Annotated in this window: 17 protein-coding genes and 1 pseudogene; all 18 read left to right on the top strand. The window is 27.0% G+C overall.

The genetic code is table 11. From position 1 onward, the window contains the following. The first annotated feature begins 57 nt into the window (after nucleotides 1-57). The 18 genes and pseudogenes from ARA56_RS07870 to ARA56_RS07785 all read left to right on the top strand — a co-directional run bounded on the left by ARA56_RS07870 (nucleotide 58) and on the right by ARA56_RS07785 (nucleotide 18,363). Nucleotides 58-474 (top strand): polysaccharide biosynthesis tyrosine autokinase, encoded by a 417-nt coding sequence (locus tag ARA56_RS07870; protein WP_084758988.1) that lies wholly within the window; start codon nucleotides 58-60, stop codon nucleotides 472-474. A gap of 736 nt (nucleotides 475-1,210) precedes the next feature. Then, on the top strand, nucleotides 1,211-1,867 hold the full coding sequence (locus ARA56_RS07865; RefSeq protein ID WP_055265471.1) for a sugar transferase: 657 nt from the start codon (nucleotides 1,211-1,213) through the stop codon (nucleotides 1,865-1,867). Between the two features lie 16 nt (nucleotides 1,868-1,883). Next, a complete protein-coding gene (locus ARA56_RS07860; protein WP_055265469.1) occupies nucleotides 1,884-3,050 on the top strand; it encodes a nucleotide sugar dehydrogenase in 1,167 nt (388 codons plus the stop codon). A gap of 82 nt (nucleotides 3,051-3,132) precedes the next feature. Beyond that, the gene (locus ARA56_RS07855) at nucleotides 3,133-4,179 is read left to right on the top strand and encodes a mannose-1-phosphate guanylyltransferase (protein WP_055265467.1); all 1,047 of its coding nucleotides are present in this window, start codon (nucleotides 3,133-3,135) and stop codon (nucleotides 4,177-4,179) included. A 17-nt stretch (nucleotides 4,180-4,196) separates the two neighbouring features. Beyond that, complete coding sequence (locus ARA56_RS07850; protein WP_055265465.1) at nucleotides 4,197-4,934, top strand: WecB/TagA/CpsF family glycosyltransferase; 738 nt, start codon at nucleotides 4,197-4,199, stop codon at nucleotides 4,932-4,934. Nucleotides 4,935-4,943: 9 nt separating this feature from the next. After that, complete coding sequence (locus ARA56_RS07845) at nucleotides 4,944-5,753, top strand: LicD family protein (RefSeq protein WP_055265463.1); 810 nt, start codon at nucleotides 4,944-4,946, stop codon at nucleotides 5,751-5,753. 27 nt (nucleotides 5,754-5,780) lie between these two features. Then, nucleotides 5,781-6,173 carry a glycerol-3-phosphate cytidylyltransferase gene (gene tagD / locus ARA56_RS07840; RefSeq protein WP_055265461.1) on the top strand — a complete coding sequence of 131 codons (393 nt, stop codon included), beginning with the start codon at nucleotides 5,781-5,783 and terminating at the stop codon, nucleotides 6,171-6,173. A 39-nt stretch (nucleotides 6,174-6,212) separates the two neighbouring features. Beyond that, nucleotides 6,213-7,343 carry a glycosyltransferase family 4 protein gene (locus ARA56_RS07835; protein ID WP_055265459.1) on the top strand — a complete coding sequence of 377 codons (1,131 nt, stop codon included), beginning with the start codon at nucleotides 6,213-6,215 and terminating at the stop codon, nucleotides 7,341-7,343. Between the two features lie 663 nt (nucleotides 7,344-8,006). Beyond that, complete coding sequence (locus ARA56_RS07830) at nucleotides 8,007-9,413, top strand: O-antigen ligase family protein (RefSeq protein WP_055265457.1); 1,407 nt, start codon at nucleotides 8,007-8,009, stop codon at nucleotides 9,411-9,413. A gap of 25 nt (nucleotides 9,414-9,438) precedes the next feature. Further along, a complete protein-coding gene (locus ARA56_RS07825) occupies nucleotides 9,439-10,491 on the top strand; it encodes a glycosyltransferase (RefSeq protein ID WP_055265455.1) in 1,053 nt (350 codons plus the stop codon). A gap of 10 nt (nucleotides 10,492-10,501) precedes the next feature. Beyond that, entirely contained in the window at nucleotides 10,502-11,602 is a 1,101-nt protein-coding gene (locus ARA56_RS07820; RefSeq protein WP_055265453.1) for a polysaccharide pyruvyl transferase family protein, read from the top strand. 12 nt (nucleotides 11,603-11,614) lie between these two features. Next, a complete protein-coding gene (locus ARA56_RS07815) occupies nucleotides 11,615-13,129 on the top strand; it encodes a lipid II flippase MurJ (protein WP_055265451.1) in 1,515 nt (504 codons plus the stop codon). Between the two features lie 285 nt (nucleotides 13,130-13,414). Next, a complete protein-coding gene (locus ARA56_RS07810) occupies nucleotides 13,415-15,112 on the top strand; it encodes a phospho-sugar mutase (RefSeq protein WP_055265449.1) in 1,698 nt (565 codons plus the stop codon). Between the two features lie 81 nt (nucleotides 15,113-15,193). Further along, nucleotides 15,194-16,120, top strand: a complete 927-nt coding sequence (gene manA, locus ARA56_RS07805) for a mannose-6-phosphate isomerase, class I (protein WP_055265447.1) — start codon at nucleotides 15,194-15,196, stop codon at nucleotides 16,118-16,120. 76 nt (nucleotides 16,121-16,196) lie between these two features. Continuing rightward, nucleotides 16,197-17,183: pseudogene (locus ARA56_RS07800) on the top strand (UTP--glucose-1-phosphate uridylyltransferase). Between the two features lie 196 nt (nucleotides 17,184-17,379). After that, nucleotides 17,380-17,604, top strand: a complete 225-nt coding sequence (locus ARA56_RS07795) for a hypothetical protein (protein ID WP_055265445.1) — start codon at nucleotides 17,380-17,382, stop codon at nucleotides 17,602-17,604. 50 nt (nucleotides 17,605-17,654) lie between these two features. Continuing rightward, nucleotides 17,655-18,056: a hypothetical protein gene (locus tag ARA56_RS07790; protein WP_055265443.1), complete on the top strand. Its 402-nt coding sequence runs from the start codon at nucleotides 17,655-17,657 to the stop codon at nucleotides 18,054-18,056. Between the two features lie 94 nt (nucleotides 18,057-18,150). Further along, entirely contained in the window at nucleotides 18,151-18,363 is a 213-nt protein-coding gene (locus ARA56_RS07785) for a hypothetical protein (RefSeq protein WP_055265442.1), read from the top strand. Nucleotides 18,364-18,641 lie beyond the last annotated feature (278 nt).

The following is an 18,641-nucleotide window of genomic DNA, read 5'->3' as shown; positions in this document are numbered from 1 at the left end:
TTGCCATAAATATTACCTCCAATAGTGCTATTATCTATATTATAACACTATTTGTAAATTATATGCACATATCAACATTATTGTCTAACAGAGCCATTACATAAAAAGACTATGGAACAAGTTATGGTTAAATATAATGAAAATTTAACTATAGTTTCAGCAGGTAGAGTTTCTCCAAATCCTTCAGAGATGTTAGGTTCAAAGGCTATGGGAATTTTCTTAGAAGAAATGAAAAGTCATTTTGATTACGTAGTTATGGATACTCCACCACTTGGAGCTGTAACTGATGCTCAAGTACTTTCAACAAAGGTTGATGGGACAATCTTAGTTGTTAAGGCTGGAGCTACTAAAAAAGATGTAGTAATGAATTCAGTAAACTTAATTAAAAAAGTAAATGGAAATCTTATTGGTACAGTTCTTAATGGTGTGGAAAATAGTAAGAATAAATACTATTACTATTATGGAAACGAGTAGTCGCTAGCGCGAAGGGAAAGGATTTGCTGACGTAAATGTCCAAATGTGCCTACGGCAGTCCAAGAGATTTGCTTCGCAAATGAGCAAGAGAAATATTTGCTTCGCGAGGAGAAATGTGCCTTTGGCAGAGAAATATTCAACTGAGTTGAAGAGAAATGTTTGACTACGTCAAAGAGAAGGTTGTATATAAGTTTATGGCTTGTTGGGGAGTGAGTGAACCTTGATGAGTTTATATATATAACTGTTGTATTTGGGGATATGGCAGGCGAAGATGATTGCCTTTAGACAGAGGTAGATTAGTTTGTGTAGGTTAAAGGGAATTGGTTTTGCTGGCGCAAAAGTCCAAGAGTCGCTGCATGGGTCCAAGTATAGCCTACGGCGAGGACAAGAGTTAGTTTTGTAAGCACAGGTGTTTTGCTTGCGTAAGAGACTAAGAGATATCTTCGGTAAGAGAAATATATGACTAGTTCATATAAGGGGTACGTAAGATAAGGTATGGATTTGTTGAAGATGTGGGGATATCTTTAATGAAGTATAGTGGTTTTTTAGGGGAAAATTTTATAGATATGACGATAAAAGAAGGGATTTTAAATAGGCTGTGTATGGGAAACGGGGCTTGTTTAGTTAATTTAAAATTCCGGTGTTTGGGGGAATATCGGAATTTTTTATGCACTTTTTAAGGTGGTTTATTATTTTTTGATTAATTATTAAAAAATTATGTTAGGGGTGTTATTTTATGGCGGAGTTACAGTATAACATTGGTGATAGTAATGTTGTAGTAGAGGAGAGAAAAGGTTACGAATTTCTAAAGAGGTGTATTGATATAGGTGGATCTCTATGTGGATTAGTTTTATTAAGTCCGATACTTTTAATAATTATGGCTTTAATAAAACTTGAATCTAAAGGGCCTGTGATATTTTCTCAAGAACGTGTGGGACGGTATGGGAAGACTTTTAAAATGTACAAGTTTAGATCTATGGTAATGAATGCTGAAGAGTTAAAGAAAAAACTTCAAGCACAAAATGAAATGTCAGGACCAATGTTTAAGATGAAAGATGACCCTAGAGTAACTAAGAGTGGTAAGTTCATAAGAAAGACAAGTTTAGATGAAATACCACAGTTAGTAAATGTACTTAAAGGAGATATGAGTTTAGTCGGACCAAGACCAAGCTTACCACAAGAAGTTGAACAATTTGAAGCATGGATGTATAGAAGACATGATGTTAAGCCAGGACTAACTTGTTATTGGCAAGTAAGTGGAAGAAATAATATAGACTTTGAAGATTGGATGAAGCTTGATGTTAAGTATGTTGAAGAGAGAAGCTTCTGGATAGATATTAAGTTAATATTTAAAACAGTATTTGTACTGTTTGGAGATAAAAATGCAAGTTAAGAGAGGGGATAGATAAATGAAAATTGCAGTAGCAGGAACAGGGTATGTAGGGTTATCAAATGCAATACTTCTTGCACAAAATAACGAAGTAGTGGCTGTAGATATAATACAAGAAAAGGTTGATATGATTAATGATAGAATATCACCTATAGTAGATAAAGAAATTGAAGATTATTTAAGTAATAAAGAATTAAGTTTAGTAGCAACTACAGATGTATTTAAAGCTTATAAAGATGCTGAATTTGTAATAATTTCAACACCTACAAATTATGATCCAGAATTGAATTACTTTAATACAAGAAGTGTTGAAGCTGTAATAGCTAATGTTTTATCTATAAATCCTGAAGCAACAATGGTTATTAAGTCAACAGTTCCAGTTGGATATACTAAAAAAGTTAGAGAAATGTTTGAAACTGATAATATTATATTCTCACCAGAGTTCTTAAGAGAAGGTAAGGCTTTATATGATAATCTTTATCCTTCAAGAATTATAGTTGGAGAGCAAAGTGAAAGAGCTAGAAAATTTGCATCACTTTTATCAGAAGGAGCTATTAAGGAAGATATTCCAACTTTATTTACTGATTCAACAGAAGCTGAAGCAGTTAAACTTTTCTCTAATACATATTTAGCATTAAGAGTAGCATATTTTAATGAGTTAGATACATATGCAGAGCTTAGAGGGTTAAATACTAAACAAATAATAGAAGGTGTAGGATTAGATCCAAGAATAGGATCTCATTATAATAATCCTTTGTTTGGATATGGTGGATATTGTTTACCTAAGGATACAAAGCAATTAAGAGCAAACTATGCAGATGTTCCTAATAATATTATTGGAGCTATAGTTGAAGCTAACACTACAAGAAAAGACCATATAGCTGATATGGTTTTAGCTAGAAAACCTAAAATAGTAGGAATTTATAGACTTACAATGAAGACTAACTCTGATAACTTTAGAGCATCTTCAATTCAAGGAATAATGAAGAGAATAAAAGCTAAAGGAATAGAAGTTAAGGTTTATGAACCAACATTAAGAGATTCACATTTCTTTAATTCAGAAGTAGTAAAAGATATAGAGAGATTTAAAGAAGAATGTGATGTTATAGTTTCAAATAGATTATCAGAAGAGTTATTTGATGTAGAAGAAAAAGTATATACTAGAGATTTATTTGGAAGAGATTAGTTAATACAAAGATATAACTGTTAGTAATAAGTTAGAGAGTTAGTAAAAAGACATTAATTTATACAAAAGGTGAGGTGGCGAAATGTTAACAGCTTTAATTATGGCTGGAGGAAAGGGGACTAGATTTTGGCCTCTTTCAACTGAAGAAAGACCAAAACAATTTTTAAATCTAATAGGTGAAGAAACTATGATACAAATGACTGTAAATAGAATTAAACCTATTATTCCTATTGAAAGGATATTTGTATGTACAGGAGAACAATATGTTTCTTTAATAAAAGAGCAGCTTCCAGAGCTTCCTGAAACAAATATAATAGTAGAGCCAGAAGGAAGAAACACAGCACCTTGCATAGCATTATCAGCTTTTGTTATTAGAAGATATTATGAAGATGCAACAATGGTAGTTTTACCTTCAGACCATTTAATTAAAAACGAAGAAGAGTTTAGAAATATTGTTAAGATCGCAGATGAGTTTGTTAGAAGTAATGATAGTGGAATTATTACATTAGGTATGAAGCCTTCAAGACCAGAAATAGGGTATGGATATATTAAGTATGGTAATGGAGTACAAGGTTTAAATAATAATGAAGTAATTAAGGTGGATGCTTTTGTTGAAAAACCTAATAAACAAAAAGCAGAAGAATATTTAGCAGATGGTTCATATCTTTGGAATGGTGGGATGTTCTTATGGAGTGCTAATAATATATTAGAAAAAATTAAGAAATATTCTACAGATACATATGAAGCTTTACATCAAATAGATGAAGTCAAAGAAGAAGAATTACAAGAACTTATAAACAATAACTATAAAAATACTGAAGCAATTTCAATTGACTATGCTGTACTTGAAAAATCTAAAGATATATATGTTATTCCAAGTGATTTTGGTTGGGATGATGTAGGTTCATGGGAAGCATTAGATAGATATAGAGAAAAAGATACTTACGGAAATGTTTTAGTTGGACAAAGTAAAGCAATTAAAGCAGAAAATAATCTAGTTATATCATCTAATCATAAAGTAGTAGTTGAAGGTTTAAGTGATATATATGTCATAGAACATGATGGAAAAATATTAGTTGGAAATAAGTCGAATGTAGCTAATGTTAAAGAATTAAAAAGTATTATATAGTGGAGATATAAAGTTAAATGAGTAGAATAAAATTTCTTAATACAGAAGTAGATAATTTGACAATGGACGAAGCGCTTGAAAGAATTGATGAATTAGTAATTAGCAAGAAACCAAGTTATGTTGTTACACCTAATGTTGACCATATAGTTAAGCTTGAAACGGATAATGAATTTAAAGACGTATATAAAGAGGCGGATTTAATTTTAACTGATGGTATGCCATTAATATGGATATCTAAATTAAATGGAAATCCTATTAAGGAAAAAGTTTCAGGATCAGATTTGTTTCCTAATGTATGTAAGTTAGCAGCTAAAAAAGGATATAAAGTATTTTTATTGGGAGCTGCAGAAGGTATCGCAATTAAAGCAGGTGAAAATCTTAAAAGTAAATTTAAGGGCTTAGATATTGTTGGTACATATTCGCCAAGCTATGGATTTGAAAAAAAACCGGAAGAAATAAAAGATATAATAAAAATTATTAATCAAGCAAATCCAGATATATTGGCAGTTGGCTTAGGAGCTCCAAAACAAGAAAAGTTATTATTTAAGTATAGGAAAGAATTAAATGTTCCAGTATCATTAGCAATAGGAGCTAGTATTGATTTTGAAGCTGGCAATATTAATAGAGCACCTAGATGGATGCAAAATAGTGGTCTTGAGTGGCTATATAGATTATGTAAAGAGCCTAAAAGAATGTTTAAGAGATATTTAATAGATGATATGAAAATATTTAAAATATATATGAAATATAGATAGAGGTTAATTATGGATAGGATAAAAGAAATATGTTTAGATACAGCATATGAGTTTATAAATATTTGCGAAAAATATAATTTAAGATACTTTATTTTAGGTGGAACTTTATTAGGGGCAGTTAGGCATAAAGGATTTATTCCTTGGGATGATGATATTGATTTTGGTATGCCAAGAAAAGACTATGAAATATTTATGCAAATAGCTAAAGATGAATTAAGTGAAAATAAATCTATTAAAACATATAAAGATAAAAATAGTAAACAGTACTTTATACAAGTAATGGATAATAGAACTAAAATAAAAATGACATCTAATGCAGTTTCAAGATATGAAAATGTATGGGTAGATATTTTTCCATTAGATGGAATGCCGAATGGAAGAATAAAGAGGTTTATTCATAAAAACTATCTTTTATATAGAAAAATGTTAATACAGTTTTCAGATTATGAAAATAGAATTAATTTAAAGATAAGAAATAGACCTATCCATGAAAGAGTCTTAATATGGATTGCTGTTAATAGTAAAGTTGGAAATATATTGAAAACGGATAAGTGTTTGGAGCTAATGGATAAAGCATTAAAGAAATATGATTATGATGAATGTGAATATATTGTTAATTTCTTTGGTGCATATAAGTTTAAAGAAATGTTTCCAAAAGATTATTATAAAAATGGAACCATGTATAATTTTGAGAATATGAAGTTAGTTGGTCCTATAAATTATGATGAAGTATTAAAACAAATGTATGGAGAATATATGAAACTTCCACCAGAAGAAGATAGAGGATATCATCATAGCTATGAAATAATAGAGCTTTAAAAGGTATAGAATAGGAGAAAAAATAAGATGAAGAGAATAATAACATATGGTACATATGATTTGTTACATTATGGACACATAAATCTATTTAAGAGAGCTAAAGAGCTAGGAGATTACTTAATAGTAGCTGTTTCAACAGATGATTTTAATAAACTAAAAAAAGATAAAGTATGTTATTTTAGCTATGAAGAAAGAAAAAAAATGGTTGAATCAATAAGATATGTTGATTTAGTTATTCCAGAGGAAGAGTGGGAACAGAAAATTAACGATGTAGATAAATATGATGTGGATACTTTTGTAATGGGAGATGATTGGGAAGGCAAATTTGACTTTTTAAAAGAAAAATGTGAAGTTGTATATTTAAAAAGAACTCCAGATATATCTACTACGAAAATTAAAGAAAATTTGAAGTTAAAATAAGCAATAGAATTATACATTATATATTTAAGGAGAAAAAATATGAAGGTTTGTTTTTTTGCACATTCAGCTAACTTAACTGGTGCTAGTAGATCTTTAATTGATTTATTAACAGTATGTAAAGAGGTTGATGTTGAACCATATGCGATCATTCCTAAAAAAGGTTTGATAGAGGAAGAACTTAAAAAAAATAAAATACAATATAAGGTAATTCCATATTGTACAATGGTGAAAAAGAGTACTTTTAAAAATATTTTAAAAAAATGTATAAATAGTATCTCACTTTTACTAATTGGTAAATATGTAAGAGACAATAAAATAGATATAATTCATAATAATTCAAGTTTAATTGATATAGGAATGAAGGTTGCTAAGCGTAATAACATACCTTATTTATGTCATATTAGAGACTTTGGTGGAGAAGATCATAAAATCGATTTTATAAACCCAGAAGAGTTATATAAATATATAGAAGAAGCTGATAAATCAATAGCTATTTCTGATTCAGTATTTAATAAGTATTCAAATTTGATACCTAAGGCAAAGATGGTAAAAGTATATAATGGTGTAAATCTAAACAATTATGATATAGGCCAAAGAGATTTTAGCTCAAAATCAGTAACTAATATATTAATATCTGGAAGAATATGTGAGGGAAAAGGGCAATTTGAAGCTATAAAAGCTATAGAATACTTAATTAATCATAATATAAAGGATATAAAATTATATGTAGTAGGAGAGGGGATAAAAGGAGAGAAATATTATGATGAATTAAGAGAATATGTGTTAGAGAAAAAACTTGAGTCTAATATAGTATTTTTACCTTTTATGAAGGATTTAAGAGAGATCAGAGAAAAATGTGATATTGCCTTAGTTTGCTCGGTAAGTGAAGCATTTGGTAGAGTAACAATTGAAAGTATGCTATCAAAACAACTTGTAATTGGAGCTAATACAGCAGCAACGGCAGAATTAATTGAAGATAGAGTTAATGGACTATTATATAATCAAGGTGATTATATTAGTTTGGCGAACTCTATAATTTTTGCACTTGAAAATAAAATTGAATGTGAAGAAATATCTAATAATGGTTACAATTTTGCAAAGGATGGCTTTTCAATTCAACGAACTATGAAAGAAATAAAAAACGAATATATTAAAATATTAAAAAAGTAAACTGAACATTAATTATTAATAAGATATGTATATAAGATTTTGTAAATTACTTAATATAATTTAAGAATTAATATTAAAAAGTGATAAAAACATATAGGAAGAGATTCAAAATAGTATGGATAACGGCCTGAAAAATACTTAATAAATAAAGGTTTGATAAGAATACTTTGTTAAAAATAATGATGTTATAATAAATAAGTAAGAAAAAGTTGATTTTAAACATAGAAATCTAATAACATATGTGGTTTACTTTGATATAAAAAAGCATCTGAAAAAATATTTTTTACTCAAGTAAAAAATATAATTTAATTGTAATAGATATTACTAAATTTAGATTATAAGTGTTAAAATTAAAAACATGATACAAATACTTAGATGAAGTTTAATTAAAAATATAGTATTAGATATAAAAGATAATATCATAAATACAAAAATAAATTGAACCTATAATATTAAGAAACTTTATAGAATGAATCTTTTTTAAATAAATTTGGTGAATAGCTCGATTTTAATATTTTTAAAATTTCTCTATAAATATGTATTTTAAAAGAGTTATTAGAATATTGAAAATCAAAGACTTTAGTAATATACATAATAAGAAACATTGTAGTATCATTTAAGAATTTTGTATTTTTATACTATTAATACAATTGGAGAATTAAGATGAAAAAAGCGAGTATTTATTATATAAGTTATAGCGTATTTATATTTTGCTTTATGATATTGTGTAATAACAAATTGAGTAAAGCAGTAGTTTTTAGTGGAATATTTTTACTTCTAGGATTAGGCTCATTTTATATAAATAAAAATTATTTAAAGAGTTTAATATTTCTTTTAGGATTTTGTTTGCCAATTAATTTGAGTTTTTATTACTTAAATTATTATCCTGATAGGAATATAGCTGGAGCATTAGTAGGATGGAAATTTACATTATTAGATTTAATTATTTTTTTGATTATAATATATTCTTTTAGAAATTTTACTTCTAAAATATTTAGAAAAAAAATAAATATATTAATTTTAGTGTATTTACTTATTAATATTTTTTCAGTTAATGTTGCATTAGATAAATATGCTGCCTTATTTGAAGTTGTAAGATTATTAAAATGTATTTTATTAATGTACGCTATAATAACAACATTTAATTCGGAATTATATGATGTATTTGTAGATGCAATTGGAAAGACAATAATAGTACAATTTATATTAGGAATTTTACAAATAATTAAGGGTGGAAATCTTGGGTTATCATTTCTAGGAGAATCACAAAGAGTTTTTAGAGATGGAGTAACGGGCTTAGAAAAAGGAATGAGTGGAACATTAGGACATCCTGGAACTATGGCTATTTTCACATTGTTTTGTTTAACTATGTTAATTTTTAACACAAGATTAAAAAATAGAAAATTATATATTCTAATTAGTATAATTACAATTATTCTAACTTTTGCTAGAACTTCTATTATTTTAATGTGTTTTATTATTATAATATACAAAATAACAACGCGTAAGAAATTTACTTTAACATATAAAAAATTAATTATAGTATATCTAATTGCCGCAATTTCATTAGTAGGAGCACTAATTTTAAAAGATCAAATTGGAGATATAGTTAATAGATTTATTGCTTCAGACTTTTCTAATCAAGTAGACGGAAGAGGAGAACATTCACAATTGGCAATACAAATCTATAATAATAGAGAAAGTTGGTCATATGGAGCGAATAACTACATTTTTGCTTCTCAGAAAAATTTCCCTAACCACTATTCGTTACAGCACTTTAAATATATATTCCCAGTTCATAACTTATATTGTCTATATTTGGTTGAACTAGGGGTTTGGGGAATGATTATATATATTGCATTGATTAGTATACCAATAATAAATTGGTTTATATTTGATATATTAAAAGGAAAGAAAACAAATAAATACTTAATTACATTTGCTGTATGGAGCATTGTAATAATGATTTATAATTTTACGGGATGGTCAGGAGCAAAGGATATATTAGTTTATCCTATGTGGATAGTTTTAGGCTTAAGCGAATGCTTTTCGAATAAAGTAATAAATTAAAATATAAAGTTAAGGTGAGAAAAAAATGAAAATAGCATTATTCCCATATAGTAATAAAAGTAATAAATATCTAGAACTTATAAAAGAATCTATAGAATCTTTAGATATTGAAATTAATGATATGAAGACAGTGCTAAAAAATAAAAGTCTGTTTAAAGATACTGAATACTTTATTTTAAATTGGTATGAGAGTTTGTATACAAACTCATTTCCAAAGCAGGTTCTAAAAAATATATATAAACATATTGAATTAAATAAATTAAAAAATAAAAAGATAGTATGGGTTATACATAATAAGATTCCACATGATGATAAGCATAAGTTTTTTTCAAAGAACTTAATGAAGTATTTAGCAAAAATATCATATAAAATAGTAATACATTCATCAGAAAGTATAAAGGTAATAGAAGAACTAAGCAAAGATAATTCAATAAAAAATAAGATAGTATATGTACCACATCCAAATTATATAGGAGCATATAAAGATGAAAATTATGATGAAAGTATAAAATGTGATGACAATATTAATCTATTTTTTGTTGGTGCTATAAAACCTTATAAAAATGTTGATTTATTAATTCAGGCATATAATGAGCTGAATTTAAAAAATGTTACATTAAGTTTAGCGGGAAAAGTTTCAAGTTTAGAATATGAAAACTATATAAATAATATGATAGGTGGCAATCCTAATATTAAAACTGATTTTAGATTTATAGATGATAATGAAATAAATATGCTAATTAATAAATCTGATGTATTGGTTTTACCATATGATATAAATAGTAGTTTAAATTCAGGAACTATTTTATTGGCATTTTCTAATAAAAGAACAGTAATAAGTCCTTTAATAGGAACACTAAAAGATTTTAAAGAGGACGAGCTATTCTTTGCTTATAATTATAATACTAAAGAAGAACATCTTACTAAGTTAAAAGATATGATTACTAAAGTTGTTGAAGTTAAAAAAGATGATAATATGAAATTAAGAGTAATGGGAGAAAGGTGTTACGATATTATAAAAGAAAATAATTCATTAGGTACAATAGCTGATATTTATAAAAATGAAATTTTTAAGTAGGAGAGACATTATGAAAATATTGATTACGGGATATTATGGAGCAGGAAATTTTGGGGATGACATTATGCTTGAAGCATTTTGTAAAAGAATGAAATCTGAGAATCCAGAAATAGAAATAAGTATTTTAAAAATGTTTGATAGAGAGTTAAACATTGATTTAGACAGTAGTATAAAAGTAATTAATTATTATAAGCTAAAAAGAAAATTAAATACAGCTATTTTTATGATGCTAATGATGAAATATGATATGTTTGTTTGGGTTGGCGGTACATGTTTTACAGATGAAGATGGAAATGGATTATACTGGCTGATGAAGAGAGCTAAGCAACTAAGAAAAAAATTTGGATATATAGGAGTAGGTATAGGAAATTTAACTAAGAAAGAAAGAATAGATATGACAGAATATCTTTTAAATAACTGCGAATTTATATCACTTAGAGACAAAAGATCATATGATTATGTTAAAAAAGTAAGAATGAATACAAAAAATGTTTATTTAACAGAAGATTTAGCATACTTATTTGTTGATAAGCATGAAAGAAAAGAAAATAAAGAAATTTGTAAAAAAATAGTTGTTTCTTGGAGGAATTTAGTTAATTATAGAACAGAAGAAGAAGAGCAAGTATTAATGAATAATTTAATAAATTATTTAAAAAAATTATCTGAAGAAACTGTAAAAATAGAGATATTAATTTTACCGTTAGATGATAGAAAAGATTGTGAAAAAAATCAGATAATATATCAAAAACTACTTGGTAGTGAAAATAAATATACAACTATTAAATATCTTGAAAATATATCACCTGTAGAAAAAATTGAAAAAATATTAGAATGTGATTTAAATATATGTGGTAGATTACATGGGATTTTTGTAAGTGAATTAAATAATATTAATACAGTAGCATTGAGTTATAGTATTAAAATAGATGAGTTTTTAAAAAGTATTAATAAAGAATGTGATTGTATTAGCATAGATAATTTAACAGTAGAGTCATTAGAGAATATTGAAAAAAACAATTCTAGAATGATAAGTAATAACATTATAAAAGAAAAGATTGTAAGCTCAAATAACAATATTAAATATTTTATTGATTATTTAAATACAATATAAGGAACATACGATATGATTAAAGAGAATAGACAATTAGAAAAAGATATTGTTGTGGAAAATTCAAACAAAAAAGCTGCTAAGCAATTGATTATAATGATTGTATTGACAATTTTAACTCAAGTAGTAACTATACTAAAAACTTCTACTGTAGCATCACAGTTTGGAGCAACTATTCAAATGGATGCATTTAATTTTTCTACTAGTATTGGTACTTTTATTTTTAGCTTTATAGGAGCGGGAGTTACAACAGTATTAATACCTAATTTAGTAAAGAAAGATAAAAAAGATTCTATTAATATTTTTATAAGTACTTTATATACAATAGCATTTTTAGTGTTATTAATAGTATATTTTTTTAGAAGATCTATAATAGGTGTTTTATCTAGCCAAAATGATGAATTTATACTTATAGCATCTAACATAATGTTAGTTACTCTACTAACACAATTTATAACATCTTTTTCAGGAGCTACTAATGCTATATTTCAATGTAAAGGTAAATTCAACTTCCCTAAATTGATTACTTTATTTACTACTATTATTCTAATTGGATTAATAGTTTTTATGCCAAATTTAACAATATATAAATATGCGGCATATATTTTCGTTACCAGTGTATTAAATATAATTATTCAAATTTATTTAGTAAAAAAGAACGGATATAAATTTAATTATAGAATAGATTTTAGTGATAAAGAATTTAAAAATATGTTTAGAACTTTTTTACCAACTGTATTAAGTACAGGATTATATCAATTTTCTTTAGTTACTGATACTGTTATTTCCTCTAATTTAGGGGAAGGAAGTACATCCATTTTAGGATATTCTAATAGTTTAATGACAATGGTAAATTCAGTTATATTAACTAATTTAATGACATATTTTTATCCAAAGATTGCAAAAAGTATAGGAAGAGAAGATAGTCAGGAAAGAGTATTTGATCTTATGATATTATTAAATGGAATTATGTGTTTGTTCTTAGTTGGATTTATAGTGGTTGGAAAGAGTGGGATTATACTCTTATATGAAAGAGGGAAATTTACACCTACAATTACAGAAATGGTTTATATAGGAACCTTAATATATATGATAGGAATTCCAGTAAATGCAATGAGAGATTTAGTATATAGATATTTCTATGCAAATGGAGATACATTAACGCCTTTTAAAAATAGCATAGTTATAAGTATATCTAATATTATTATTAGTATTATTTTATCAAAAATTTTTGGTATATATGGAATAATAATAGGAACTGTTATTACATCATTTATATCATTTATTATGATACTATTTAGATTTAATAAAAAATTTGGTTTTAAGTGTAATAAAAGAAAGCTAATTATTGAAAATATTAAAATAGTTTTAGTTAGTATTACTGTAATTGTGACAATTAAATTTTTAATAACAATGTTACCAAGTATGACTTTAATAATTGAAATATTACTAGTAGGAATAATTACTACACTATTATATACGACTATGTTAGTAGTTTTTAGAAGTAAGATTTATAAGATAAAATTATAAATTTAGTATTAAATTAAAGATAATTTAATACTAAATCGAAAATTTTTATAGATATATTGAAATTTGATAGTAGTCGAAAATATTGATAAGTAGAAGATACTTGAAATATTGGAAATACAATATGGGTAAGTTTGGAGAAATCTAATTTACAGATGAATTACTGAAGCTTATTTTATTAATAGGCTATGTATGAATATGATTTTGAAGATATACGATATGATGTCGGAGATAAATAAAAAATAACAAAGGGAAATGATAGATTTTAATAATAAAGGAGTTTTATTCATGGGATTTTTACAAAAGTATAAGGTATGGATTAATTCAGTAGTAGTTAATGATGAATTAAAATCTGAATTAAAAGTTATAAAAGATGAAAAAGAAATTGAAGATAGATTTTATAAGGATTTAGAGTTTGGAACTGGTGGACTTAGAGGCGTTATTGGAGCTGGTACTAATAGAATGAACATATATACTGTATCAAAAGCAACTCAAGGGTATGCTCAATATTTAAATGCTCACTTTGAAGCACCATCAGTAGCTATAGCTTATGATTCAAGAAATATGTCTAGAGAGTTTGCAAAAGCAACAGCTTTAACTTTTGCTGCTAACAATGTAAAGGTATATTTATTTGAAGATTTAAGACCGACACCAATGCTTTCATTTACCGTAAGGGAGTTAGGCTGCCAAGGCGGAGTAGTTATAACTGCATCTCACAATCCAAAACAATATAATGGATATAAGGTTTATGGAGAAGATGGTGGACAAATAACTGATGAAACGGCTAAAGAAGTTATTGGATACATAAACAACATAGATATATTTGCAGATGTAAAATCTATATGTGAAGAAGAAGCTTTAGCAAGTGGATTATTAAATTATATAGGTGAAGATGTTGATAAAATATATATAGAAAAGGTTAAGTCTTTAATATTAAGAAAAGAATTAGTAGCTGAAAAGGCTAAGGACCTTAATATAATATATACACCAATTCATGGTTCAGGACTTATGCCGATAAAGAGAACTTTAACTGAGTTAGGATTTGAAAATTTAAATATAGTTAAAGAACAAGAAAAACCAGATGGAAACTTCCCAACAGCTTCTTACCCAAATCCAGAAGATAAAAATGTATTTAACATAGCTTTAGAAATGGCAAAGGATATTAATCCAGATATAATTTTTGGAACAGATCCAGACTGTGACAGAATAGGTGTTGTTGTAAAAGAAAACTCTGGTGAGTATAAAGTATTAACAGGAAACCAAACGGGAATGTTATTAGCTCACTATATGTTAAAGTCTTTAAAAGATATGGACAAATTACCTGAAAATGCAGCAGTTATAAAGACTATAGTAACAACTGAAGGTGTTAGAAAGATAGTTGAAAGCTTTGGAGCAGAGCTTATAGATACATTAACAGGATTTAAATATATTGGTGAAAAGATTAAAGAGTTTGAAGAAACAAGTTCAAATACGTTTATCTTTGGACTAGAAGAAAGCTATGGATATTTAGCTGGGACTTTTGTTAGAGATAAGGATGCTGTAATAGCAGCTACATTAATAACAGAAATGGTTCTTTACTATAAAGAACAAGGTTTAAATCTTTATGAAGCAATGATTAAATTATATGAAGAGTATGGATTTACACAAGAAGAATTAATCTCTATTGAACTTCAAGGAAAAGAAGGACAAGAAAAAATAGCTAACTGCTTAAATTCATTAAGAGAAGATAAAATAACGGAAGTTAATGGAGTTAAGGTAGTTAAAGCTTTTGATTATCATAAAACAGAAGAAACAGGACTACCAAAGTCTAATGTTTTAAAATATATATTAGAAGATGATTCATGGTTTGTTGTAAGACCATCAGGTACAGAACCTAAGATGAAGGTATACTTTTCTGTCGTAGGAGAATCATTAAAGGATTCTGAAGAAAAATTAGCTGCTTTTAACAAAAATGTTATGAGCATAATAAATAGTAAATTAAATTAATTTGGTTTTAAAATAAGGCTACATAACTTTTAAATGTAGCCTTAAACAATATATGTAACTATTTGATAAGGAGTAAGTGAGATGTATCCAATTAAATTTGAGAATTTATATTATGATAAAGTATGGGGAGGCCGTGACTTTGAAAGCTTTAGAGACAACCTTCCGGAAGGAAATATAGGAGAAACATGGGATGTTGCATGTCATCCAAATGGAACTGGAATTGTTGCTAACGGTAGATTTAAAGGCATGACATTTAACGAACTTATTCAGAATTACAATGAAGAAATCTTTGGAAAAACTATTAAAGATGGAGAGTTTCCTCTATTAGTTAAGCTTATAAACTCTAATGAAAACCTATCTGTTCAGGTTCATCCAAATGATGAGTATGCAAGAAGAGTAGAAAACTCATATGGAAAAACTGAAGCTTGGTATATTGTAGATGCTAAAGAAGGAGCTGAGCTAATTGTAGGTACTAATGGGTGTACAAAAGATCAATTTGAAGAAGCAATTAAAAATAATGATGTTGAAAACTGCTTAAATAGAATTAAAGTTAAAAAAGGTGATGCTTTTTTAATTAATAGTGGATTAGTTCATGCTATATGCTCAGGATTAGTTATTGCAGAAATTCAACAAAATAGTGATATTACATATAGAGTATATGATTATGGAAGACCTAGAGAAATTCACGTTGAAAAATCTTTAGATGTAATAGACTTTGATTTAAAGCCAGAAAGATTGGTTGAAAACTATGAAGAGTTTGAAGGATATAAGTATACAAATCTTTGTAAAAGTGAGTATTTTACAATAGATAAATGTATAATAGATTCTGAGTATAAAGCTTCAAGTAAAGAAGATACATTTACTATAATAACTTGTGTTGAAGGAAACGGTGTAATTAATCATAAAAATGGTTCAGAAGCTATAAATAAAGGTGATAGTTTATTAATACCAGCAACTTTAGGAGAATATGAAATAAAGGGGCAATTAGAAGTATTAATATCATACTAACATTTAAGGATAAAGGTTAAAGTAGTATTAATAAAATTTAAATAATATATAAAATTATAAGGTTTAGGGGAAAAGTATGGAAAAGAAAATAAGAAAAGCAATAATACCAGCAGCAGGTCTTGTTACTAGATTTTTACCTGCAACAAAGGCTCAACCTAAGGAAATGCTTCCTATAGTTGATAAGCCTACTTTACAGTACATAATAGAAGAATGTGTTGCTTCAGGAATTGAAGAAATACTTATTATAACAGGAAGAAATAAAAAGAGTATCGAGGATCACTTTGATAGATCTGTAGAACTTGAAATGGAACTTGAAAAGTCAGGTAAGCAAGAGATGCTTGAAATGGTTAGGGAAATATCTGATATGGTAAATATCCATTTCATAAGACAAAAGGAGCCAAGAGGATTAGGACATGCTATTCATTGTGCAAAGGCTTTTGTAGGGGACGAACCTTTTGCAGTTCTTCTTGGTGATGATGTTGTTTATAATGATCAAAAGCCATGTTTAAAGCAACTTATTGATTGCTATTCTGAATATAAAACATCTGTATTAGGTGTACAAACTGTAGATCCTAAAGATGTTAATAAATACGGAATAGTTGGCGGTTTACATATTGAAGATAGAGTATACAAGGTTAAAGATTTAGTAGAAAAGCCAGCAGTGGAAGAAGCTCCATCAAACGTAGCTATATTAGGAAGATACATAAGTGAAACTCTAAATCTTTGATTTAGTTAGTTGAACTTACTCATTTGAATGCAATGAAGAGGAGTTTCCTATATTATTTGTATATTTGAAATCTTAGAAAATACAGCTCCGGGTAAGGGAGGAGAAATCCAACTTACAGATGCGCTTATTAAGCTTATTGAGCAAGAAGCTATGTATGTATATGACTTCCAAGGAAGAAGATATGATGTTGGAGAAAAGTGAAACTTAGACATTTATGTCTTTAGTTGAATTTTCACACAGTGAAAGTTAGGATTCTTACAAGCTACTGTAGAATATGCTTTAAGAAAAGAAGAGCTTAGAGATAGCTTCATAGAATATTTAAAAACAATAATATAAAAAGCAAATTAAGATATATTTTGTTAATAATATAAAAATAGATATTGTACTTTATTATCTATAACAGAAGAAAATAAAAGTTAAACATCATCAAAGAGAAGTCTTTAGGATCTTCTCTTTTTTGGTATACAGGATAAAAAAGGAATGAAAAAATAAATAGATAAACTTAAGAAAAGTAAGATAATGGGGGAAGAAGATGAAAAGAAGAACTATAATGCTAGGAGTAATTATAACTATGGTATGTTTAACAGCTAGTATATCGCTAATAATTGCAAAAGGTAATGGAGGAAGAGGATTAGAGAACTTAGAAATTGAGTATATAGTCAATGAAAGCGAAAATATGATAGAGAGTATATCAGATAATGACAGGTACAATTTAGACAGCTTATTAAGCTTTTTAGATTTCATTCAGGCTATATAGATGGATATGATAGAGAAAATTTTGATGTTGAGAAGGTAGCGGCTATTTCAATGCAACGTGCTCGTGAATTAAAATATGAAGAGATTGACGGAAAACCTTATTTTACAGCAGATAAAGCTAAGGTAGATGAAGTAGCTAAGAATATATTTAATGTGGATATATATACAGATAAATTAAGAGATGATTTGTATGAAGCTATATATGTTGATTCAAAGCTTATAGCATTTAAAGATAATAAGTATGTAATATCAACAGCAAGCGGAAGAATGCCAGGATTCGTTAATTTAGTGGATAGTATTACTAAGAGTAAAGAAGGAAGCTATAAGATAGATTTTACTATATACGATATAATTGATAGTGGATATATTGGTAAACAAGGTGAACTTATTAGGAATAGAGATTTAACTAATTGTATTATTAGTGGAAATGGTGTTGCTGAAGTTAAGGAATAGAAAATTGCCGGAGAAATTATATATTACGTTACTAAGTATAATGAAAGTATAAAAAATAAAAGGTAGTTTACTTTAAGGATTATTGGAATTATAGATGAGAAAAAGCTGTAAGGATAAATGTTCAGATAATGAAAATGTACGTAATAGTAGTGGATTTTATACTTATGAGAAGGTAAATGAGATTATTGAGAATAACATAATTAATATTAATACAGAAGATTTATGCCAATCAAGGATCCTGGAAAACTGGAATTTACATAAAAAATATAAAATTTTACTACATAAAACGTTAGAAAAATATAGATAAAATTCGACAAATGAATTAATTAAGTAAAATAAAAAATTACAAAAATATGAAGTAATACATAGATATTAATAAATAAATTTAATAGTAATTGATTTATTAAAATAAAGAAAAAAATAGAAATTTTACTTGAAAAATATGTCATTGAATAAATGAAAAATATTGATATAATCTTTGTTGGTGGGGAAATTAAATTTTAAAGTAACTCTTATTATATGAATTTAGAATTATTTAAGATGTAAGATAACGGATAAAAATACATTGCAAAAGTTTAAGGGAAG

This window comes from Clostridium disporicum (assembly GCF_001405015.1).
Lineage (GTDB): Bacteria > Bacillota > Clostridia > Clostridiales > Clostridiaceae > Clostridium > Clostridium disporicum_B.
The sequence above is the reverse complement of the archived record's forward strand: the minus strand, read 5'-3'. Positions and strand labels throughout refer to the sequence as shown.